This window comes from Rhodococcus sp. IEGM 1305, assembly GCF_030058635.1.
GTDB classification, from domain to species: Bacteria; Actinomycetota; Actinomycetes; order Mycobacteriales; family Mycobacteriaceae; genus Rhodococcus_F; species Rhodococcus_F opacus_D.
The window spans coordinates 1-21,878 of the sequence record NZ_JASHKX010000010.1 but is presented as its reverse complement, the minus strand read 5'-3'; the positions used below and the strand labels follow the sequence as shown (position 1 = coordinate 21,878).

Here is a 21,878-nt window from a genome sequence, read left to right as displayed (position 1 = left end):
CTCTTTGCCACTCACGTGGGGATGAGGGGTTTGACGGCGCGGCCGAGGAACTCGACGAATCCCAGCAGATCCGGTTCGTCCTCGGTCGGCGCGAAAGCCACCGACGTCGCGCCCAGGCGGGCGAGCCTTCGCACCTCCTCGGCGACGGTGTTCGCGTCACCCGCGACCCCGATTCCGGTGTCGGCCGGCTTCTCCCACCGCGCCAGTTCCTCGTCCACCCGTTGCCGTGCGCCCTCCCCGGTGGCGGCGATCTTCGGGACGACCAGGTGATGCGATGACACCCCGTCGGCTCCGATTTCGTCCAGGATCAGGTCGCGGACCCTGCGGATGTCGTCGTCATCGACCGCGGACGCGAGGAGGTTGCCGTCACCCAGACGCGCCGCCAGGCGGACCGACTTGGGACCTTCGCCGCCGAGCATCAGCGGAACCCGTTCGGTGGGAGGCCAGTCGAGCTTCACCCCGTTGAGCCGGACGTACCGCCCCTGCGTGCTCACCGACTCACCGTCCAGCAGTGCCCGGAGCGCCACCGTGTACTCCTCGAGGAGAGTCATCGGCGACGCCGCACGCGCACCCACCTGCTCCATCCATCCCTGCACACCGTGCCCGATACCCGCGATCACTCGACCGGGAAACAACCGAGCGAGCGTGGCGATCTCCATCGCGGTGAGCGCGACATTGCGCAGCGGGACGGGCATCAACCCGACGCCGACGTGGATTCGCTCCGTCCACGCGAGTGCCGCGGCCGCCGCAGCCACGCCGCTCTCCTTGAAACAGTCTTCCCACAACCAGATCTCGTCGAGGCCACTGTCCTCGGCCACCCGCGCGAAGTCCTTCAACTTCTCGGGTTCGATCGTCGGGATGAACGTCACGCCCAGTCGCGGCACCGCAGTCGTCATCGATCCATCATGGAGGATGACACCCGGCCGTCGCGGAGCATCGCCATCATTCGCGTGGCGGCGCGGTGCTGGATTCGCGCGGCGGCGCGGTGCTGGATTCGCGCGGCGGCGCGGTGCTCGCGCGGACGACCAGCGACGTCTTCATCAACGATCGTGTGCGGGTGCCGCCGCCCAGCCGATCGAGCAGGATCGTCGCGGCCGCGCGGCCCTTCTCGACGATCGGTTGATGAATTGTGCTGAGACCGAGAAGCTCTGCGACGGGTGCGTCGTCGAAGCCGATGACGGACATGTCGTCGGGCACCGTCAGGCCGCGCTCGCGTAACACCTGCCACGCCGCCACCGCGTGCACGTCGGACGTCGCCACCAGGGCGGTCGGCTGAGCGGCGTCGAGCAGGATCCGGGTGGCCTCGGCACCGGCGGCGCGATCGATGTTGCCCGCCACGACGATCGACAGTTCCTCCACCGGGAGGTGGTGGTCGCGGGCGGCGGCGAAGTAGCCGGCGAGCCGCTCCCGCGCGTTGCGTTCGGTCGCCGCGCCGACGTCGTCCGCCGTGACCATCCGGCAGTCGGAATCCTGGCCGAGCTTGTCGACGATGATCCCGATGCGTCGATGGCCCAGGCTCAGGATGTGGTCCATCTGCAGGTAGGCGCCGTGGCGGTCGTCGATGGCCACGAACGGCAGTCCCGCGCTTCTGGGCGAATCGACGACGACGGCGGGGATACCGCGCGCGATGATCGCCTCGACCAGGGGATGACCGTCGGGGACGTTGTGGATGACCACGCCGTCCACGAGTCCACGGAGAACCAGCGAGTTCGGTGGTGAATCCGGGGATCCACCACGTGAGGCCGGAAACAGGGTGAGGGCGATGTCGGCCGAGTTCCCGATTTCCGCGATGCCCTTCATCAGCAGGGTCACGGACGGATCCTCGAGCGCTTGAACCGGGGAATCGGGCACGATCACCCCGACCGCGCCGATCCGTCCCGACCGCAGACTGCTCCCGGCGATGTTCGGCCCGGCGTAGCCGAGTTCCGCGGCGACGGAATAGATGCGTTCCCGTTGTGTCGCAGAGACCTTCGACGATTTGCTGAAGGCGTAGGAGACGGTGGCGACCGATACTCCGGCCGCTCGGGCGACGTCTTTCATCGTGACCAAGTGGTGCTCCCTCGTCGGCGATCATCGGCCGCAACCGGCCGTTGCGCACCGGAGCGCACAATTGGCAAAGCCCGATCCTAGTCCGCGTCCGGACGCGTCCCACGTTCCCCTCGGCATCAGCCATTGACAGCTCCCCAGCCGGTGATACGATTCACCACCATAAGTTAATCGTTTCACCATTTCCGGTTTCACCATCCCTGGGAGCACTCATGACCAAGGTCCTCTACCTGTACGGCGGCTGGCCCGGCCACCATCCGTACGACATCGCCGCATGGGCACGCGAACTGTTTTCCGAGCTGAACTACCAGGTCGAGGCGTCGCAGGACATCTTCACCCTCGATCGCGACCTGACCGGATACGACCTGATCGTGCTCGGCTGGAACAACGCGCTCACCACCGAAGACCTGAGCGATTCGCAGGAGAAGAACCTGCTCGACGCCGTCGCGGCCGGAACCGGGGTCGCGGCGTGGCACGGCGCCGCCGCCGCGTTCCGGGCGAGCCTGAAGTACCACTTCCTCCTCGGCGGCGACTTCGTCGAACATCCTGCGGGAGAGGCCTTCCCGCAGCCGTACAAGGTGAGCATCACCGACCGCGAGCATGAGGTGACCGCCGGTGTCGAGGACTTCGCGGTGGCGTCCGAGCAGTACTACATGCACGTCGACCCGAACAACCGGGTGCTCGCGGAGACCGAGTTCAGCGGCGAGCACCTGCCCTGGCTGGAGGGCCTGCGCAGCCCGGTGGCGTGGGTGCGCCAGTGGGGCGCCGGCCGGGTCTTCTACCACTCGATCGGCCACACGCCGGCAGACCTGTCGGAGCCGAACGTGCGCCGACTGACCAAGCAGGGACTGCGCTACGCCGCCCGCGTAGCGAACTGACACAGCAAGGAGAAACGATCATGGCGAAATTGACCGGCGGGCAGGTGGTCGCCCAGGTCCTGAAGCAGTACGGCGTCGAGTACGTGACCGGGATTCCCGGCCACGGGATCTGGTCGCTCACCGATGCGTTCCTGGAGAAGGGGTCCGAGATCCCGTTCATCCAGGTCTACCACGAGCAGAGCGCCACGCACCTCGCGGACGGGTACTACCGGGTGTCCGGGAAGCCGATGGCCGCGGTGGCGTCGATCGGGGCGGGCGCGGCGAACACCGTGCTCGGTCTCGCGACCGCGTACAGCGACTCGACGAGTCTGCTGTGCATCACCGGCGGGCCGCCCACTCACATGCGCGGGCGTGGTCTGCTCCAGGAACTGGAGCGGCACACCGACAACGGCTTTCCGCAGGTCACCGACGCAGTGTCGAAGCGCAGCTGGGTCGCCACCCGCGTGGAGGAACTGCCGTTCATCATGCACCGTGCGTTCAGCACCATGCTGACCGGTCGCCCGGGGCCCGCGCACATCGAGGTGCCGATGGACGTGCAGGCCGAGGCCGCCGACGTCTCCCTTCACGACCTCGCACGGCGGCTGCCGGTCGGGCTCCAGCAGCCCGACCCGTTGGCGATCGACAAGGCCGTCGACGTGCTCCGTGACTCACGCCGGCCGGTGATCGTCGTCGGCGGCGGCGCCATCACGTCCGACTCGGCCGACGAGGTGCTCGCCCTCGCCGAGGCGTGGCAGATCCCCGTGGTCACCACGTGGAACGGCAAGGGCGCGTTCCCCGAGGACCACGCCCTGTTCGCGGGCAGCGTCGGCCAAACAGGAACGATCGTGGGCAACGCCGTCGCCTCTCGCGCCGACGTGGTGATCTCCATCGGATGCCGGTTCACCGACTGGTCTTCCTCCAGCTACGCGCAGGGAGTCACGTTCTCGATTCCGCCTGCCAAGCTCATCCACATCGACATCGATCCGCACGAGATCGGCAAGAACTACCCGGCCGAGGTCGGCATAGTCGCCGACGCCAAGCCGACCGTCGCCGCGATCGTCGCCTCCCTCCCCCGCAGCAGCGCCGACCGGTCCGAATACCTCGCCGAACTCGAGCAGCTGAAGGCCGAGTGGGAGACCAAGCTCGCAGGCCGGCGCGATTCCGACCGGTTCCCGTTCACCTCCCAGCGCCCCCTCGGCGGTCTGCGGTCGGTGATGGAACGGGACGGCATCATCGTCGCCGGCTCCGGCAACACCCAGGGCGCCGTGAAGCAGACGTTCCCGGTGTATCACCCGCGCACCCACCTGACGTCCGGCGGATTCTCGTCAATGGGCTGGGCCGTGCCCGCCGCGATCGGCGCCAAGCTCGCCGCCCCTGACCGGCAGGTGGCGTGCGTGCTCGGTGACGGCGACTTCCTCATGACGTCGCAGGAGATCGGTGTCTGCGTGCAGCACGACATTCCGGTGGTCTTCGTGGTCCAGGACAACGCGGGCTTCATGTCCATCCGCGGTGGGCAGCGCAAGCAGACCAGCCGGCACATCGGCACCGAGTTCAATCGCCCCGACGGCACCCCGTACAGCCCCGACTTCAAGGCACTCGGCCAGTCGTTCGGACTCGAATCGTTCCGGGTGGACGACCCGGCCGACCTCGAGAGCACCTACCGGAAGGCCTTCGACTCGAAAGCGCCTGCGCTGATCGAAATCCCGACCGATCGTGATGCGGCGGGACCGTGGGTTCCCGGTTGGTGGGACTTCCCCGTTCCCGCGTACATCGAGGACGAGCGTCAGGACGAGTACTGGGCGACCCGAGCCAAGGAACAGCACCTGTGAGAACGTCCGGACACGATCAGATCGACGCGTATTCACCGCTGCGCGAAGGCGCGGTGGTCGATGTGGGCGACTCCGACACGGTCACCGCCGATGTCGTGGTCGTCGGATCCGGGATGGGTGGTTCGACGCTGGCGTGGGCGCTCCGCGATCGGGACGTCGACGTCCTGGTCGTCGAGCGCGGGCGGTTCCTCCCCCGCGAGGTGGAGAACTCGCAGGCCGCGGAAATGTTCCTCGAGGGCCGGTACAAGACCGCGGAACCGTGGTTCGACGGCAGCAACGGTGAACCGTTCCAGCCCGGCGTGTACTACTGGGTGGGCGGTAACACCAAGTTCTACGGCGGCAGCCTCCCCCGCTTCCGCGTCACGGATTTCGAGGAGACGCAGCACTACGACGGCATCTCACCGAAGTGGCCGTTCGGCTACGCCGATCTCGAACCGTTCTACGCCGCGGCGGAGCGTCTCTACCAGGTGCACGGCATCGACGGCGAGGATCCGACTGAACCGCCGCGGTCGTCTCCGTACCCGTTGCCACCGCTGCCGCACGAGCCGACGATCGAGCGTTTCGCGTCCTCGCTTCGTCAGCAGGGCCTGCACCCGTTCCACACACCGAACGGCATGAACCTGACCACGCAGGAGCATCGCAGGCAGTCGACGGCGTCGGACGGCACCCCGTCGCAGACCGATCACAAGAGTGAGGCGGAGAACCGCGCGCTGCGGCCCGCTCTCGAGTCGGACCGGGTGCGCCTGCTCACCGAAGCCAAGGTGACGCGTCTGCTCACCGATGCGAAGGGCACGCGAATCGTCGCCGCGGAGGCCGAGTTCCGTGGTCGCACGATCCGGATCACGGCCAACCAGTTCGTGGTCTCGGCAGGGGCGGTCAACACCGCGGCACTGCTGCTCCGATCGGCCGACGAACGGAATCCGGACGGCCTCGGCAACTCGTCAGGGCTGCTGGGCCGGAACTACATGGTGCACAACAGCACGTTCTTCATGGGCGTCAACCCCTTCCGGACGAACACGACTGCGTGGCAGAAGACGCTGGGAATCAACGACTGGTACGTCGCGGGCCCGAACAACGAGTACCCGCTCGGCAATCTGCAGATGCTCGGCAAACTGCAGGCCGCGCACGTGAAGGGGGCGCGGCCCTGGGCTCCGATGTGGGCGCTGAAGGCGGTGGTGGATCGCAGCCTCGACATCTACCTCACCACCGAGGATCTGCCGACGCGGAACAACCGGGTCCGGATCGACGGCGACCGGATCATCGTCGACTGGACTCCCAACAACACGGCACCGCACAGTGAACTGGTTCGCCGCGTCTCCGCGGCGGTCCGCAAGGCGGGGTATCCGATCATCCTCACCGAGCGGATGGGGATCGCGACGAACTCGCACATGTGCGGAACCGCGGTCGCGGGTACCGATCCGGCGGCGAGTGTCCTCGACCCCCACTGTCGCAGTCACGACGTCGACAATCTGTGGGTCGTGGACGGCTCGTTCTTCCCGTCGTCGGCGGCGCTCAATCCCGCGTTGACCATCGCGGCCAACGCGCTGCGCGTGGCGCCGGAGATCGCTTCTGCCGCAGTGTGATGTGATCCGACCACGGTTCGCCCGGCCTCGTTCTCAGAGGCCGGGCGATCGCGTGCTCACCTCGAGCCGCTCTCACCTCACGCGGGCGAGCGGAGACTCCTCGGTCTCACGGGTTTCCCCGGCCGCGCTCGCCACGAGCCCGGCGAGGACGGCGCCGGCCAGGACGACGTAGAAGGCCTGCAGGAGTCCGAACTGTTCCCCGAGCAGCCCGAGGAGCGGCGGACCGACCAGAAATGCCATGTACCCGAGCGTCGACACCGCGCTGACGCGTCGCGCGGCGTCGGCCCCCGAGTCGGCCGCCGCGGACAGCGCGAGCGGAAATCCGAGAGCGACACCGACACCCCACAACGCACAGCCGAACGCGGGGAGTACCAGGTTCCCCGCCAGGATCACGATCAGGACCCCCGCCACCGCGAGCGCCGCGGACCAGCGGACGGTCGCAGCGCGGCCGTACCGGTCGACGACGCGCCCGCCGAGCAGGCGGGCCGACGTCATCGCGGCCACGAACACGACGTAGAACGCGGCGCCGGTGGCCGATCCGACGCCGTACCCATCGACGATTCCCAGTGGCAGCCAGTCGTTGGCACTACCTTCGGCGAATGCCATGCCGAGCGCGATCAGGCCGAGGAGAACGATCCGGCTGTCCCGCCAGACGGTCGGACCGCCGGACGTGCCGGATCGACGGCGCGTGCGCCCGACCTCTCGTCCGGTGGCCGGAGGGAGTAGCGCCACGACGCTCACGCTCGACCCGAGGACCACGACGGCCAGCACCCCGAGATGCACCGGCACCGGAACGTCGAACAGTTCGGCGATCGCCCCGAGGCCGGCGCCGGCGAGCGTTCCGAGACTGAACGCACCGTGCAGCGACGGAAGGAAGCTGCGTCCCATGCGCTTCTCGATCGCTGCACCCTCGACGTTGAGGGCCACCTCGCACATGCCGAATCCCGCACCGGTGAACGCGAGTCCCAGACCGACCAGGGCCGCGATCGCGACACCCGAACCGAGCCCCACCGTGAACAGGCCGAGGCTCGCGACCGTGGCCGCGGCCGTGATGACGTGACGGGCGCCGATCCGGGCGACGACGGGACCGGCGAGCAGCAGCCCCGCCATCGATCCGATCGACAGACCGAGAATGATCAGCCCCATGTCGCCCGTGCCGACTCCGAGGGACGAGCGAATGGCCGGGGTGCGGGTCACCCAGGACGCATAGGTGATCCCCGTTCCGACGAAGATGACGAAAGTTGCTGCTTTCCAGCCGCGCTCACCTCGCTTCAACGGCGGACTCTGGGTAGGCACAGCTGTCTCCTGTTCGTCTCGGGGGATGGTTAATCGTATCACCGGGTAACGACACGAAAGGCGGTCCGGCACCTCGGAAGAGGTACCGGACCGCAGGAACCGGAAGTGCCGGACGACCTACCCGGTCGCGACCTCGTGCCTGCTCGTCTCCGATGCCGGCTTGTGGTAGCGCGGCACCAGGCGCATCAGCGCGGGACCGCCGATCGCGATCAGTGCGAGAAGGATGGCCGGCAGCAGCGGCATCCATTCGATACCGAGGTTGTCGACGACGACGGTGATCGCGGCAGGCCCGACCAGCATGCCGACGTAGCCGATCGCGTTGACCAGACCGATGTTCCGTCCCGCGTTCTCGGGATCTCGTCGCCCGGCCGCCGACAGCATGAGCGGTGCCATGCACGCCAGGCCGAGTCCCAGCAGCACGAAACCGGTGAGGGCGAGCGGCGCCGAGCCACCCAGCATCGCGAGCAGCGCACCGGCGGCGCCGATGACACCGCTCGCACCGACGATGAGTCGAGCGCCGAAGTACTCGGCCAGCTTGTCGCCGAACAACCGGCCGACGAACTGCGCTCCCGAGTAGAGCGTGACAGCCGTCGCTGCCAGGCCTGCCGTGGTGCCGACTGCGCGGCGCACGAATTCCTGACCCCAGTCCAGGACCGCGCCCTCGCTCAACATCGATCCGAGCAGGAGCACACCGAATCCGATCATCACGAGAAGTGTCGCCGTGGTGGCCGAACGCTTCCCCGGGTGCGCGGGGTCGGCGGCGCCCGGAATCTCGTCCTGGTCCGGAGGCAGCAACTCGTCAAGGGAGAGAAGCCACTTACCGAAGACGACACCGAGTACCGACAGGACCACGCCGATCGAGATGTAGGCGACGGCCGGGCTGTCGGTGAAGTGCCGGGCCAGAGCGCTGCCGACAAGTCCGAGAACGAAGCCACCCGCCGGGTAGGCGGCGTGGAACGCAGACATGATGGGCCGCCCGTAGTACCGCTCGACCTGCACACCGTGAGTGTTGAACGCCGTGTCGAAGGCACCGCGAAGCAGTCCGATGAGCACGCCGATCACCATCGCTCCGACCAGTCCGTCGAGGAACGCGAGGGGGATGTAACAGAGGGGGTAGACGACCATCGTGGGCATGGCCGTGTTTCTCGGACCGTACCGATCGATGAAGGGGCCGATGGCGAAACAGCCGACAGCGGCGCCGATACCGATCGACAGCGCGAGGAGGCCGAACTGGGAGTCGCCGCCGTCGCCTTCCCACCCGAGGTGACTACGCAACGAGGTGGTGCTCGTCGACCACATCAACATCACGGCGCCCAGCTGGAAGAAGCCGAAGAATGTCGCGATTCGCGCCTTACGCACGCGTGTATGGTCGAGCACGGGAGCGGTGCCTGCTCCATGTGTTGCCATGATTTCGTCCTTGCGGTAGGTCTCGGACCGCCGCGGGCGCCTACGGGGGTAGGCGTCCGTTCAGCGAGTAGCGAGTGCGTGAACTTTCGATCAACGCCGACTGGATGGCCGGAATCTTGGTGAAAACACTACGAAGGTGACGCGCCGCACAACAGGTACAGACCGTGTACCTCCTGCGTGCAGACTGCACAGAATGAGAAGCCGACGACAGCGTCATTGCCGTCCGCCCCGTCGAGCCACGATGGACGACCCCTCGAGCAGATCCAGCCCCTTCACCGCGAGCAGCAGACTTTGGCGGGTGGCGGCGTCGTCCAGGGATTTGCCCAGGATCGCGGCGATGCGGTCGAGCCGGTTGTACAAGGTCCGGCGCTGGATGAAGAGTTTCTCCGCCGCTTCGGTCTTGCGGCCGTCGACGGCGAGGAATGCTCGCAGTGTCGGCAACAACGGGGTCGTGGACTGCGCATCCTTCGTGAGCAATGGGCCGAGCTCGTCCTCGACGAAGCTGGCGAGCTCGGGCCCCTGCGCCAACGTCACGAGCAGACGTTCGACGCCGAGGTCGTCGAAATGCAGCATGGGTGAGGCAGGCAGGGAGCGCGACACCGCGGCGGCACTCTTCGCCTGTGTGACCGCAACCTGCAGCATCGATGCGGGCACTGCGCGGCTCATGCCGCCGCCGTGCTCCATTTTCCCGAGCAGACCCGCGAGCTCGGCGCGGGTCCGGCCGGACTCCGCCGCCACAGCCACGACGTAGTCGCCCATGTCGGCGCTGATCGCACCCGTGTCGATCTGACGGCCGGCGCGCGGACCGGACGACTCGTCGCGGGCATCCTTGTTCGCGATGACGACGACGATCTGTCCCGACCCCAGCTGGTACCCGAGTCTGCCTGCCTGGTCGACGAATTCGGCCCCGGAGAGATCGCCGATCAGCAGTCGCGTGATCAGCGCCGTGCTCCGCTGATCGTCCCTCGCTTCGCGGCTCCGGTCGGTCAGCAACGAGATCGCGACGGCCGCGGCGGCACGTTCGGTCGCGAAGGCCGCGGTGGACCGTTCGGTCGCGGGCCGGTCGGTGAAGACGTGAATCCAGCCCCACGGCTGACCACGCATCAGGACCGGTCTGCGGACGCATCCGCTGTCGTCGCTGTGGAGGCCTCGCGCGTGCCGGTCCCAGTCCTCGATGCCGGCTTCCTCGTCGAATTCGCCAACGTACGCCATCACGCGATGTGCGATGTTCTCGAGTACCACCGTGCCGTCGGTGAGTTCGGCCAGCGTCTGCACGATCGAGAGGTAGTCGGCGCCGTCCAGGAGGAGGTTCGAGAACGTGGACTCGACTTCCCGTTCGTGGGTGAGCGCCTGCAGGCGCTTGTCGGTCAGGATCTCGTGCACCTGCGACGAGACACCGGCGAACGACACCTCGCGGGCAAGGGCGATGATCGGCAGGCCGCAGGCCTGCCCTTCGGCGACCACTGCATCCGGTACGCGGTCGAACATCCGTCCCGACTCCTCGATGACGAGAGCGGCGGCCCCGGCACGAGCGGCTGCGCGGACGAACACCTGTTGAAGGGCGCCCGTGCTGCCCATTCCGAGCCCGGCGGTCAGGAGTAATTCTCCACCCCGCAGGAAGCGGGCGATATCCGAGATCTCCGACGAATGCACCCAGCGGACCTCACGGTCGAGGCTGTCCGATCCGGTCAGGACACGGGCTCCCGCGTCTTTCAGGAGATCGATGTCGAGAGCGTCGGCGACGGTGAAGACCATGCTCAATGGTACACAGAACGTGCATGAACCGACGCAAATAGTTCCCACAATGCAACTGTCGAAAACGTGTGCGGCACCGCGATGCTGAGTGGCAACAGATCCAGCCCCTCGCTCATCCGAAGGAAGCATCCCATGTCATTCGTTCTCAAGGCCGCCGTCGGTGAACCAGCGCAGCGGGCGAGCAACCCCGCCGTGGTCGACACCGTCGCCGCCGTCATCGCCGATGTCCGCGCGAACGGCGACGAGGCCGTCCGGAAGTACTCCGAGAAGTTCGACGGCTGGTCCCCCGAATCGTTCCGGCTGAGCGAGGACCGGGTGGCGGAGATCGTGAAGTCCGTTCCCGAGACCGTCCTCGACGATCTGCGATTCGCGCAGCGCCAGATTCGCGACTTCGCCCAGGCGCAGCGGGACTCCATCCAGGACCTCGAGGTCGAGACCCTGCCGGGAGTGTTCCTCGGGCACCGCAACGTCCCGATCGACGCGGCTGCCGCCTACGTTCCCGGCGGGCGCTACCCGCTGACCGCTTCCGCGCACATGACGGTCCTCACCGCGAAGGTCGCGGGTGTCGAACGCGTCGCCGCGACGACGCCCCCGAATGCCGGCGAGCCGCCGCAGATCAGTGTCGCGGCGATGCACCTTGCCGGCGCCGACGAGATCTTCGTTCTCGGCGGAGTGCAGGCGGTCGCCGCACTCGCACTGGGCACCGAGTCCATCGACCCGGTGTCCATCCTCACCGGCCCCGGCAACGCCTACGTGGCCGAGGCGAAGCGCCAGCTGTTCGGCGAGGTCGGGATCGACCTCTTCGCCGGGCCGACCGAAACGCTCATCGTCGCGGACGATCTGGCCGACCCGTTCACCATCGCCGTCGACCTGCTGAGCCAGGCCGAGCACGGCCCCGATTCGCCGTGCGTGCTGATCACCACGTCGGAGTCCGTGGGACGGGCGGTGATCGACCATATCGACGCCTTGCTCCCCGGATTGGTCACCAACGCCATCGCCGGCCCCGCGTGGCGTGATCACGGCCAGATCCACGTGGTGGACACGCTCGACGAGGCGTACCGGCTCGCCGACGTCTTCGCGTCGGAGCACGTCCAGATCCTCACCGAGGACCCCCGTCAGGCCCTGACCTCCATGCGGAACTACGGCGCCCTGTTCCTCGGCGAAGGCACGTGTGTTCCCTACGGCGACAAGCTGATCGGCACCAACCACGTTCTCCCGACGCTCGGTGCGGCCCGCTACACGGGCGGTCTGTGGGTGGGCAAGTTCCTCAAGACGCTCACCTACCAGGAGGTGCGCGACCTCGGCAGCAGCGCGAAGCTCGGCGAGGTGTGCGGCCGCCTGTCGCGGCTGGAGAAGTTCGAGGGGCACGCCCGCTCCGGCGACCTTCGCGCCGCCAAGTTCGGCAGCGCCCCGCTCCCGTGGGGCGACCTCCCGACCCGGGTGACGTCCGAACGATGACCCGCACCGAACACGACCTCCTCGGCGACCGCGAGGTCCCCGACGACGCCTACTACGGCATCCACACTTTGCGGGCGACGGAGAACTTCCCGATCACCGGCATTCCGCTGGCCAGCCATCCCGACCTCGTGTCGGCGCTGGCGTCCGTCAAGCAGGCTGCGGCGCAGACCAATGCGAGCCTCGGCCTGCTGCCGCGGCGCGAAGCGGACGCCATCGTGGCGGCCTGCGAGGAGATCCGGGCCGGTGCCCTGCGCGACCAGTTCGTCGTGGACGTCATCCAGGGCGGTGCCGGCACGTCGACGAACATGAACGCGAACGAGGTGGTGGCCAACCGGGCTCTGGAATTGCTCGGTCACCGGCGCGGCAGCTACGAGTATCTTCATCCGCTCGAGCACGTGAACATGAGCCAGAGCACGAACGACATCTACCCCACCGCAATCAAGGCCGGCCTGCAAACCGCCCTGACCAGGCTGCGGGCGGCCATGCGGGACTTGGCGGCGGAGTTCGCGGTGAAGTCGACGGAGTTCTCCGACGTCCTCAAGGTCGGCCGCACCCAGTTGCAGGATGCGGTTCCGATGACCCTGGGCCAGGAGATCGCGACGTTCGCTCTCATGATCGACGAGGATTCCCAGCGGCTCGGGGAGGCGGCGACGCTCATCTCCGAGATCAATCTGGGTGGAACGGCTATCGGGACCGGTCTCAACGCGCACCACGAGTACGCATGGCGGGTGCGCGAACATCTTGCCGCGATCACCGGAATCGAGGTGACGACGGCGTCCGACCTGATCGAAGCCACGCAGGACGTCGGGGCATTCGTCCAGCTGTCCGGGGTGCTTAAACGCACCGCGGTGAAGCTGTCCAAGATCTGCAACGACCTTCGGCTCCTGTCGTCGGGGCCGCGTGCCGGTTTCGGTGAGATCACGTTGCCGCCCGTGCAGGCAGGATCGTCGATCATGCCGGGCAAGGTGAACCCGGTGATCCCGGAGGTGGTGAACCAGATCGCCTTCCGGGTGGTCGGCAACGACCTGACGGTGACGATGGCGGCCGAGGGTGGGCAGCTTCAGCTCAATGCCTTCGAGCCGGTGATCGCGCACAGCCTGTTCGAGACGATCGAACTGCTCACGCGCGGATGCACCGTCCTGCGGGAACGCTGCGTGGTCGGCATCGGCGCGAACATCGACCATCTGAAGAACATGGTGGACGCGTCCATCGGCGTGGTCACGGCCCTCAACCCGCACATCGGGTACACCGCGGCCACCGCGATTGCCGCCGACGCACTCGCGACCGGGCGCACCGTCGCCGCGCTCGTGCTCGAGCGGGGTCTGCTCAGTCGCGAGCAACTCGACGACGTGCTGCGGCCGGAGAACCTCACTCGACCGCTCGTGCCCTGACCGCCGCGAGCAGCTCATCCCGCCAGGATGAGCTGCTCGTGCGGGGTTGACATCCCCGGCACTGCCGCTAACCTCTAGTTATACGTATAACCATTTCACCGACTGTCGGTTCACGTCGACCCGCCCGGCAGATCCGTGACACCACTCTCTACGACCGAGGAGCAGGACCCATGAGAGACGCATCCGTGGGGGAGCCCACAGGCCCGAGCAAACACAGCTACGACGTCGTCATCGTCGGCAGCGGAATGGGCGGCGGAACGCTCGCCTACGCGCTCGCCGACTCGGGAGTCGATGTGCTTCTGATCGAGCGCGGCGACTTCCTGCCGCAGGAGAAGCAGAACTGGGACCCGCAGGAAGTCTTCGAAGGTCACCGGTACGCGAACGCCGAGCAGTGGTACGACACCGAGGGCAGGCCGTTCAGCCCCGGCACGTACTACTACGTCGGCGGGAACACGAAGCTGTACGGCTCGTCGCTGGTGCGGTTCCGGCGTGAAGACTTCCAGTCGACGCAACACGAGGCCGGCGAATCTCCCGAGTGGCCCTTCTCGTACGACGACTTTGCCCCGTATTACGCACGGGCAGAACAGGTGTACCGGGTCCACGGCGATCACACCGACGACCCGACGCTCCCCCGCGACGAACCCTTCCCCTACCCGGCGATCGGACACGAGCCACCGGTGCAGGAGGCGGCCGACGCACTGCGGCGCCTCGGGTACACGCCGTCGAACATCCCACTGGGCATCGACCTGCGCGACGGCGGCGGATGTATCCGATGCCGGACCTGCGACGGGTTCCCCTGCCGGGTGCTGGCGAAGTCGGACGCGGATGTGTGCTGCGTCCGGCCCGCCATCGCGTCCGGCTCGGTGGAACTGCTGACCAACGCGTACGCCGAGCGCGTGCTCACCGACGAGACCGGGCACCTGGCCACCGGCGTGCAGATCCGGCACCGCGGCACCGAACTCGTCGTCGATGCACGCACCGTGGTGGTGTCCTGTGGCGCCGTCAACTCCGCGGCACTGCTGCTCCGGTCGGCGAACGCCGCACACCCGGACGGTCTCGCCAACTCCTCCGGCATGGTCGGACGAAACTACATGGTGCACAACAACTCCATCATGGTCGGCGTCAACCCGCTGAAGAAGAACACGTCCGAGTTCCAGAAGACGTTGTACATCAACGATTTCTACACTCACGGCACCGCCGACCACCCCTACCCGCTGGGACACGTGCAACTCATCGGCAAGTTGCAGGGTGAGATGATCAAGGGCCAACGGCCGCTGATCCCCAAGTGGGCACTGAGCCACGCCACCGCCCGCAGCATGGACTGGTGGCTGTTCACCGAGGATCTGCCCGATCCGGACAACCGCGTCACCCTCACCGACGACGGCAACATCCAGATCGCGTGGACCCCCAACAACACTCGCGCCCACGAGGTACTCGTCAGCGAGGTGCGGAAGATCCTCCGGAAGATCGGCTATCCGTTCGTCTTCAGCCAGGGCACCGGCATCGAGGTCAACTCCCACCAGGCCGGCACCGTGCGGGCCGGAACCGACCCCGCGACCTCCGTGCTCGACGCCGACTGCCGCGCCCACGACGTCGGCAACCTGTACGTCGTCGACTCGTCGTTCTTCCCGTCCCTGCCCGTGATGAACCCTGCCCTGTCCATCGCGGCCAACGCTTTCCGCGTCGCCGAGAGCATCGCCGACCGAATCGGCAAGACCCGTTCCCACGACACCCCGGCCCAGTCCGCGTCCCTGTGACGCTTCGCCCCCACCACACCCAGAAAGCCTCTTCGATGACAACACAGAAACTCACCGGCGGACAGATGGTCGTCGACTTCCTCATCCGCGAGGGAGTCGAGAAGGTCTTCGCGATCCCCGGACACGGCAACACCGCCCTCCTCGACGCGTTCGTCGACCGAGCCGACGAGATCGAACTGGTGCCGGCAATGCACGAACAGGGCGCCGCCCACATGGCCGACGGCTACTACCGGGCCTCCGGCAAGATCGCCGCGATCTGTACCTCCATCGGACCGGGTGCGACCAACACCCTCACCGGGCTCGCGACGGCCTTCGCCGACTCGATGCCGATGCTGCTGATCACCGGCGCCGTGCACACCTACATGGAGAACCGCGGGGTGCTCCAGGAGATCGACCGCCCGCACGGCAACAACTTTCCCCGCATGGTGGAACCGGTGGTCAAGCGCTGGTGGCAGCCCAGCCGCCTCGAACAGCTGCCGGTGGCGCTCGCGCAGGCGTTCAACACCATGCACGAGGGCAGGCGCGGACCCGTGCTCGTCGACATCCCGCAGGACCTGCAGGCCGAGTACGGCGACTACACCCCAGACACCGGTGCCCGCCGTCCCGCCACCCGCGCGACCGGCGACTCGGCCGTGATCGCCGAGGCCGCACGCCTGCTCGCCGGTGCGAAACGTCCCGTCATCGTGGCCGGTGGCGGCGTCATCCACGCCGAGGCCGCCGCCGAGTTGATGGCCGTCGCCGAGCACCTCGGCGCGCCGGTGACCCATTCGTTCCAGGGCAAGGGCGCGTTCCCCGCCGACCACGACCTCTACGCGTGGCCGTGCGGCGACATGGGTTCGATCCCCGGCAACGGCGTGACCCGCACCGCCGACGTGATCCTCGCCGTCGGCTGCCGGTTCAGCGACCGCATCACGTCGTCGTACCGCCCCGGCGTCACGTTCGACATCCCGAACACCAAGCTCGTGCAGATCGACATCGACGGCTTCGAGATCGGCCGCAACTACCCGGTCGAGGTCGGCGTCGTCGGCGACGCGAAAACGTCCCTCGCCGCGCTGCGCGACGTGCTCGCCGACCTCGGGCCTGCCCTCGACTACCGCAGCACCGACTACTTCGCCGAACTGCAGGATCTCAAGGCGCAGTGGGAAGAGCACCTGCGGCCGATGCGGACCACCGACTACCTCCCGATGACCAACTCGCGGGCGATGGTCGAGATCCGCAAGGCCCTTCCGCGCGAGGGCATTCTGGTCACCGACTCGTCCAACCCCGCGAACCAGGCGTTCAACGAGTTCCCGATCTACGGCCCGAAGACCAACATCGTGGCCGGCGGCTTCTCCGGCATCGGATTCGGTGTGCCCGCCGCGATCGGCGCGCAGATCGGCGCCCCGGACACCCCGGTCCTGGCGATGGTCGGCGACGGCAGCTTCCTCCAGACCGGCACCGAGATCGCGACCGCCGCGATGCTCGGAGTGCCGCTGGTGATCGTCGTGCTCAACAACGGCGGCTGGGAGGCGATCAAGGACCTCCAGATCAGCCTGTTCGGTGAGGAACGCGAAATCATCTCCGGATGGAAGAACCTCGACGGGACACCGTATTTCGCCGACATCACCCGGTTCGCTCAGTCACTCGGCTGCAGCGCCGAGCGCGTCGAGGACCCGGAGAAGCTGGCCGACGCCATCGAGCGCGCGTTCGCGACACCCGGCCCGGTGATCATCGAGGCGATGAGCGCCCACGAGCTGCCGTGGACCGAGATGCACCCGACCGGCTGGTGGGACATCACCGTTCCCGCCTACCACGGCGAGGTCCGCGACGACTACGTCGCGCAACGCGGATTCTGATCGGAGACCGGCATGGGAGAGATCAAGCTCGGCCTGAACCTGGAGTTCGCCCGATTCGAGAACGGGTCGTTCGACTGGGCCATGGACCAGGCCGCGGAGATCGGCTACAAGTACGTGGAGCCGATGGTCTACTGGGGCCGCGAGTTGCTGAGCACGGCCGGGTACTTCCACACCCGGTCGATGCTCGACGACCCGCTGATCATGCGGGACGCCGCCGAATCACGCGGGCTGTGCATCTCCTCGCTGTCCAGTCATGCACCGCTGGCCAAGCCGGACGTGAGCGTCGACTATCTGAAGCAGTCGATCCGCTACGCGGCCGAGGTCGGTTCGCCGATGATCATGGTCGACGACGGGCCGCTGCCGACGTGGACCACCGAGGCGGAGAACTACACGCTGATGCGGTACACACTGCAGGAGGCGGCGAAGGTGGCCGAACCGCGCGGCATCAAGATCGCGATCGAGACGCACGGCGAGTACACCGCGACCCCGGAGCGGCTCGAGAAGATCATGACGCTGATCGACAGCCCTGCGTTGACCATCAACCTCGACACCGGCAACAGCTACCTCAGTGAGAACGACCCGCACGAGTGGCTCGAGCAGATCGTCGGCGGCGTCACGCACCTGCACGCCAAGGACATCGGTATCGAGGACGCGAAGAGGCTGCGCGGCAAGGTCCGCGGCATGCTCGGCTGCGCCTGCGGCGACGGCGTCATCGACTGGGAACGGATCGTGAAGACCCTCCACGACGCCGACCACGACGTCGTCCTGTCGGTCGAGTGCGGTGGTCTCGACGCCGCGAAGAAGAGCTACACCTACCTCACAGATCTGATCACCCGCACCCAGGGCAGCTGACAACGGCGTCGCCGGTCCCGCAGGTGATCTCGCGACACGCCGGATCCTGAACCGACATTCGAGTCTCCGGTGCGTCGTGTCCACCGTGCCGCCCGACGCCCCGTGTCGGGCGGCACGGTTCACCCCTACCAGTACTGCGGATGGCGATAGACGCGATCCGGGAAGAGCGTGTCATGAATACTCCTGCCCGCACCGAGGCACGTCATCGCGTGGTGATCATCGGTTCCGGATTCGGCGGCCTGTTCGCCGCGAAGGCGTTGCGCCGCGCCGACGTCGACGTGCTCGTCGTCGACCGCACCAGCCACCACCTGTTCCAGCCGCTGCTGTACCAGGTGGCGACCGGAATCCTGTCCGAGGGAGAAATCGCACCGTCGACCCGGATGGTGCTGAAGAAGCAGTCGAACGCCTCGGTGATGCTGGGGGACGTCACCGACATCGACCTGGCCGCGCGCAGGATCACCTCGACCCACCAGGGCAGAACGACCACCACCGAGTACGACAGTCTGATCGTCTCGGCCGGAGCCCGGCAGTAGTACTTCGGCAACGACCACTTCGCCGAACACGCCCCCGGCATGAAGACCATCGACGACGCACTCGAACTCCGCGGCCGGATCCTGGGCGCGTTCGAACTTGCCGAACTGTCCACCGACCCCGAGGAGCGGGCCCGCCTCCTGACGTTCGTGGTGGTCGGCGCGGGACCCACCGGGGTGGAGATGGCCGGTCAGATAGCGGAACTGGCCCACCGAACCCTCGTCGGCGCGTACCGGAACATCGACACCCGCGAGGCCCGGATCGTCCTGCTCGACGCCGCGTCCGCGGTGCTGCCGCCGTTCGGTGACCGGCTCGGGTCCACCGCCGCCGAGCGCCTCGAGAAGATCGGGGTCGAGGTGCGGCTCGGGGCGGCCGTCACCGACGTCGACGCGGACGGCGTGACGATCAAGGACGGGCGAGGCGAGACCGTCCGCATCGAATCGGCGTGCAAGGTGTGGTCGGCGGGTGTCAAAGCCAGCCCGCTGGCCAGGCAGCTGGCCGAGCAGTCGGACGCCGAACTCGACCGCGCCGGGCGGATCGCCGTCCGCGAGGACCTGACCGTGCCGGGACACCCCGAGGTGTTCGTGATCGGAGACATGATGGCGCGCGACCGCCTTCCCGGGGTGGCGCAGGTCGCGATCCAGGGTGGCCGCTACGCGGCGCAGCAGATCGCGGCCGGCGCCCGAGGACGTGACTCGTCACCCGACCGCGTTCCCTTCCGGTACCGGGACAAGGGGTCGATGGCCACGATCTCGAGGTTCCACGCGGTCGTGAAAGTCGGGGGTATCGAACTCGCGGGACTGTGGGCGTGGATCCTGTGGCTGGCCGTCCACGTCGTCTACGTCGTCGGGTTCCGGAGCCGGCTGTCCACGCTCATGTCGTGGACGTGGACCTTCCTCGGGTCGTGGCGGGGACAGATGACGGTCACCGATCAACAGGTGGTGGCACGCAACGTCATAGGCAAACTCGTTCTCCTCGACCGGGGTGAGGACGACGATGACACCGTTGTCGCCAGAGCGAGCTGACACCCGGGGGACGCACACGGTCCGGCCGATAAGCTGGCCTCGGTAACCGTGCGACGGAGAGGATCGGCATTCGTGACCACGATGCACGACGTCGCCCGAGCGGCAGGCGTGTCCCAGGCCGCGGTCTCGTACGCGTACAACCAGCCCCACAAGCTGTCGGCAGCCCGGCGCGCCCACATCTTCCAGGTGGCCGCGGAACTCGGCTACGCCGGCCCCAACCCCGCGGGACGCAACCTCCGCACCGGGCAGGTCGGTGCGCTGGGGCTGATGATCACCGACTCGTTGCGCTACGCCTTCGACGACCCGGCCACCGCGCAGTTGCTGAAAGGCATATCGGAGGTCGGTGAACTCGCCGAGGTCGCGCTGACCCTGCTGCCCTGCCCACTCGAGTCGACCCGGGTGGCCGAGGGTTCCGGCGTGCTCGTGCGGGGCGCGGTGGACGGCTTCCTCGCGTACGCGATGCCGGACGGCCACCCCGGAATGCAGACGGCGATGAGCCGCCGGCTGCCGATCGTCGTGATCGACGGTCCCAATCCCGGCGGACTGCCGCGGGTCGGAATCCGGGATCGGCAGGCCGCCAAGGAGATCGCGGAGCACGTGCTGTCGCTCGGGCACCGCCGTGTCGGGTTTCTCGTCGACCGGCTCGTCCCCGACGGCAAGGGTGGGCCCGTCGACGCCGCCCGCACCCGGGCCGCACGAGATCACGTGATGAAGGAACGCCTCGCCGGATACGCGTCCGCCTGCCGCAAATACACGGTGCCGTGGTCGTCCACCGTGGTCGTCGAAGCAGGCGGGTTCGACTACGAACTGTCGCGCACCGCCGTCGAGACGTTGCTCGATGCCGGTCCCGTGACCGCCGTCATCGCCGCCTCCGACCTGCTGGCGCTCGCGGCCATCGACGTCGCACACGAACGTGGTCTCCGGGTGCCGCAGGATCTGTCGGTGGTCGGTTTCGACGACATTCCCGCGGCCCGGGCCGCCGGACTGACGACGGTCCGGCAACCACTCGTCGACAAGGGCCGCGAGGCCGCGCAGCTGCTGCTCGACATCATCGGCGGCGGAGCGGGACGGGAAATCACACTCCCCACCGAGCTCGTCGTCCGCGCGAGCGCCGGACCCGTCCCCGCGGACCGGTAAGTTACCCTGCTGCGCCACGCAGTTCGGGATTGCCGTCGACGATGGAGTAGAGCGCCTCGGTGATCGCCTTCACCCGCGCGAGTCGCGTCAGTTCCCGCGGTACCACCAGCCAGTAGGTGCGGTGGGCGATGAAGTCGTCGCGGAGAACCGGCACCAGATCCTCGTCCAGCGCGCCGATGTAACTCGGCAGCGGAGCGATCCCGACTCCGTGCTTCACGGCCTGGTAGTGGCCCGCGATGTTGTTGGTCTGGATCTGGGCCTGGAAGTCCGGAATCAGCGCGTCGAGGATCCGCAGCGGCTCGACGTCCAGGAACGCATCCACGTACCAGATGAGCGTGTGGTGCCGGAGATCCTCGAGTGACGTGATGGGGTCGTGTGCGTCCAGGTAGCGCCGCGACGCGTACAGGCGAAGGTCGTACTCGGCCAGTTTGCGGACCACGACGGACCGCGGCGACGGACGTTCGAGGGTGACCGCGATGTCGAAGTCGCGCCCGGTCAGCAGGTCGTGAGTGGTGGACGTGACGAGTTCGGTGAACAGGTCGGGGTGCTCGGACCGTAGTGCGGTCAACCCCGGCACCAGCACGAACGACCCGAAGCCGTCCGGAGTGATGATCCGGACGGTGCCCGTCAGCCCGCCCAGGGACGACGTTTCGTCGAGAGCGGCGAGCACCGCCGATTCCACCGCCTCCGCATGGGGAACCAGTCGCCGGCCCGCTTCGGTGAGCTGCCACCCCGACACGCCACGATCGAAAAGTCTCGTGCCCGTGTCTTTCTCGAGTCGAGTGATTCTCCGCGAGACGGTCGTGTGATCGACACCGAGTCGCTTCGCCGCATCGGCGAGGCGGCCGGTTCTCGACAACTCGAGGAGGTAACGCATGTTGTCTGCGGTGAACATCGCCCTCATCCCTCGTGCAAAAGTGCAGTCCGAAGTGCCATTTTACTCGTTGACGCAGGCATTGTTGCCCAGCAGACTCGTGGGCACCCCACCTTTCCCAGGAGTGAACCCCATGGCCGTCATCTCGCATTGGCTCAACAACAAGTCCTACCCCGGAACGCGTGCCGATACCGCTCCGGTGACGAATCCGGCGACCGGTGCCGTCACCGGTCAGGTCGCCCTCG

The 21,878-nt window shown here is 67.5% G+C and carries 14 protein-coding genes and 2 pseudogenes; 10 read left to right on the top strand and 6 right to left on the bottom strand.

Translation table 11 applies throughout. From position 1 onward, the window contains the following. Nucleotides 1-11 precede the first annotated feature (11 nt). Nucleotides 12-896: an LLM class flavin-dependent oxidoreductase gene (locus tag QM693_RS16980; RefSeq protein WP_283352915.1), complete on the bottom strand. Its 885-nt coding sequence runs from the start codon at nt 894-896 to the stop codon at nt 12-14. A gap of 46 nt (nt 897-942) precedes the next feature. After that, the gene (locus tag QM693_RS16975; RefSeq protein ID WP_349307503.1) at nt 943-2,049 is read right to left on the bottom strand and encodes a LacI family DNA-binding transcriptional regulator; all 1,107 of its coding nucleotides are present in this window, start codon (nt 2,047-2,049) and stop codon (nt 943-945) included. A 209-nt stretch (nt 2,050-2,258) separates the two neighbouring features. Between QM693_RS16975 and QM693_RS16970 the strand changes: the two genes are divergently transcribed. The 3 genes from QM693_RS16970 to QM693_RS16960 are packed head-to-tail and all read left to right on the top strand — an operon-like array spanning nt 2,259 to nt 6,315. Beyond that, nucleotides 2,259-2,924 carry a ThuA domain-containing protein gene (locus QM693_RS16970; RefSeq protein ID WP_283352914.1) on the top strand — a complete coding sequence of 222 codons (666 nt, stop codon included), beginning with the start codon at nt 2,259-2,261 and terminating at the stop codon, nt 2,922-2,924. Nucleotides 2,925-2,944: 20 nt separating this feature from the next. Further along, nucleotides 2,945-4,732: a thiamine pyrophosphate-binding protein gene (locus QM693_RS16965; protein ID WP_283334878.1), complete on the top strand. Its 1,788-nt coding sequence runs from the start codon at nt 2,945-2,947 to the stop codon at nt 4,730-4,732. Then, complete coding sequence (locus QM693_RS16960; RefSeq protein WP_283352913.1) at nt 4,729-6,315, top strand: GMC oxidoreductase; 1,587 nt, start codon at nt 4,729-4,731, stop codon at nt 6,313-6,315. The genes QM693_RS16965 and QM693_RS16960 overlap by 4 nt, the downstream gene beginning before the upstream one ends. A 72-nt stretch (nt 6,316-6,387) precedes the next feature. Here the strand turns inward: QM693_RS16960 and QM693_RS16955 are convergent, their stop codons facing one another. The 3 genes and pseudogenes from QM693_RS16955 to QM693_RS16940 all read right to left on the bottom strand — a co-directional run bounded on the left by QM693_RS16955 (nt 6,388) and on the right by QM693_RS16940 (nt 10,773). Further along, complete coding sequence (locus QM693_RS16955) at nt 6,388-7,611, bottom strand: MFS transporter (protein WP_283352912.1); 1,224 nt, start codon at nt 7,609-7,611, stop codon at nt 6,388-6,390. A gap of 117 nt (nt 7,612-7,728) precedes the next feature. Next, a pseudogene (locus QM693_RS37625) lies at nt 7,729-9,045 on the bottom strand (MFS transporter); the annotation flags it as partial. Between the two features lie 186 nt (nt 9,046-9,231). Next, nucleotides 9,232-10,773, bottom strand: coding sequence for a PucR family transcriptional regulator (locus QM693_RS16940; RefSeq protein ID WP_283352911.1), 1,542 nt, complete (start codon nt 10,771-10,773; stop codon nt 9,232-9,234). A 132-nt stretch (nt 10,774-10,905) separates the two neighbouring features. Between QM693_RS16940 and hisD the strand changes: the two genes are divergently transcribed. The 7 genes and pseudogenes from hisD (at nt 10,906) to QM693_RS16905 (ending at nt 20,759) form a co-directional block, all read left to right on the top strand. Further along, entirely contained in the window at nt 10,906-12,231 is a 1,326-nt protein-coding gene (gene hisD, locus QM693_RS16935) for a histidinol dehydrogenase (RefSeq protein ID WP_283352910.1), read from the top strand. Continuing rightward, entirely contained in the window at nt 12,228-13,622 is a 1,395-nt protein-coding gene (locus QM693_RS16930) for an aspartate ammonia-lyase (protein ID WP_283352909.1), read from the top strand. The genes hisD and QM693_RS16930 overlap by 4 nt, the downstream gene beginning before the upstream one ends. A 170-nt stretch (nt 13,623-13,792) precedes the next feature. Continuing rightward, nucleotides 13,793-15,379, top strand: a complete 1,587-nt coding sequence (locus QM693_RS16925) for a GMC family oxidoreductase (RefSeq protein ID WP_283352908.1) — start codon at nt 13,793-13,795, stop codon at nt 15,377-15,379. Between the two features lie 35 nt (nt 15,380-15,414). Further along, nucleotides 15,415-17,214, top strand: coding sequence for a thiamine pyrophosphate-binding protein (locus QM693_RS16920; protein ID WP_283352907.1), 1,800 nt, complete (start codon nt 15,415-15,417; stop codon nt 17,212-17,214). A 12-nt stretch (nt 17,215-17,226) separates the two neighbouring features. Next, nucleotides 17,227-18,066 (top strand): sugar phosphate isomerase/epimerase family protein, encoded by an 840-nt coding sequence (locus QM693_RS16915; protein WP_283334886.1) that lies wholly within the window; start codon nt 17,227-17,229, stop codon nt 18,064-18,066. A 173-nt stretch (nt 18,067-18,239) separates the two neighbouring features. Beyond that, nucleotides 18,240-19,622 (top strand): annotated as a pseudogene (locus tag QM693_RS16910) (NAD(P)/FAD-dependent oxidoreductase). A gap of 72 nt (nt 19,623-19,694) precedes the next feature. Next, on the top strand, nt 19,695-20,759 hold the full coding sequence (locus QM693_RS16905) for a LacI family DNA-binding transcriptional regulator (protein WP_317570270.1): 1,065 nt from the start codon (nt 19,695-19,697) through the stop codon (nt 20,757-20,759). 1 nt (nt 20,760) lies between these two features. On the opposite strand, the gene QM693_RS16900 is transcribed toward QM693_RS16905, so the two are convergent. Continuing rightward, the gene (locus QM693_RS16900) at nt 20,761-21,654 is read right to left on the bottom strand and encodes a LysR family transcriptional regulator (protein ID WP_283352906.1); all 894 of its coding nucleotides are present in this window, start codon (nt 21,652-21,654) and stop codon (nt 20,761-20,763) included. Nucleotides 21,655-21,878 lie beyond the last annotated feature (224 nt).

Excerpts from the sequence above, each read along its gene's own strand:
- QM693_RS16980 (WP_283352915.1), bottom strand. The coding sequence starts at position 896 with ATGACGACTGCGGTGCCGCGACTGGGCGTGACGTTCATCCCGACGATC.
- QM693_RS16970 (WP_283352914.1), top strand. The coding sequence starts at position 2,259 with ATGACCAAGGTCCTCTACCTGTACGGCGGCTGGCCCGGCCACCATCCG.
- QM693_RS16965 (WP_283334878.1), top strand. The coding sequence starts at position 2,945 with ATGGCGAAATTGACCGGCGGGCAGGTGGTCGCCCAGGTCCTGAAGCAG.
- QM693_RS16940 (WP_283352911.1), bottom strand. The coding sequence starts at position 10,773 with ATGGTCTTCACCGTCGCCGACGCTCTCGACATCGATCTCCTGAAAGAC.
- hisD (WP_283352910.1), top strand. The coding sequence starts at position 10,906 with ATGTCATTCGTTCTCAAGGCCGCCGTCGGTGAACCAGCGCAGCGGGCG.
- QM693_RS16930 (WP_283352909.1), top strand. The coding sequence starts at position 12,228 with ATGACCCGCACCGAACACGACCTCCTCGGCGACCGCGAGGTCCCCGAC.
- QM693_RS16925 (WP_283352908.1), top strand. The coding sequence starts at position 13,793 with ATGAGAGACGCATCCGTGGGGGAGCCCACAGGCCCGAGCAAACACAGC.
- QM693_RS16920 (WP_283352907.1), top strand. The coding sequence starts at position 15,415 with ATGACAACACAGAAACTCACCGGCGGACAGATGGTCGTCGACTTCCTC.
- QM693_RS16915 (WP_283334886.1), top strand. The coding sequence starts at position 17,227 with ATGGGAGAGATCAAGCTCGGCCTGAACCTGGAGTTCGCCCGATTCGAG.
- QM693_RS16900 (WP_283352906.1), bottom strand. The coding sequence starts at position 21,654 with ATGTTCACCGCAGACAACATGCGTTACCTCCTCGAGTTGTCGAGAACC.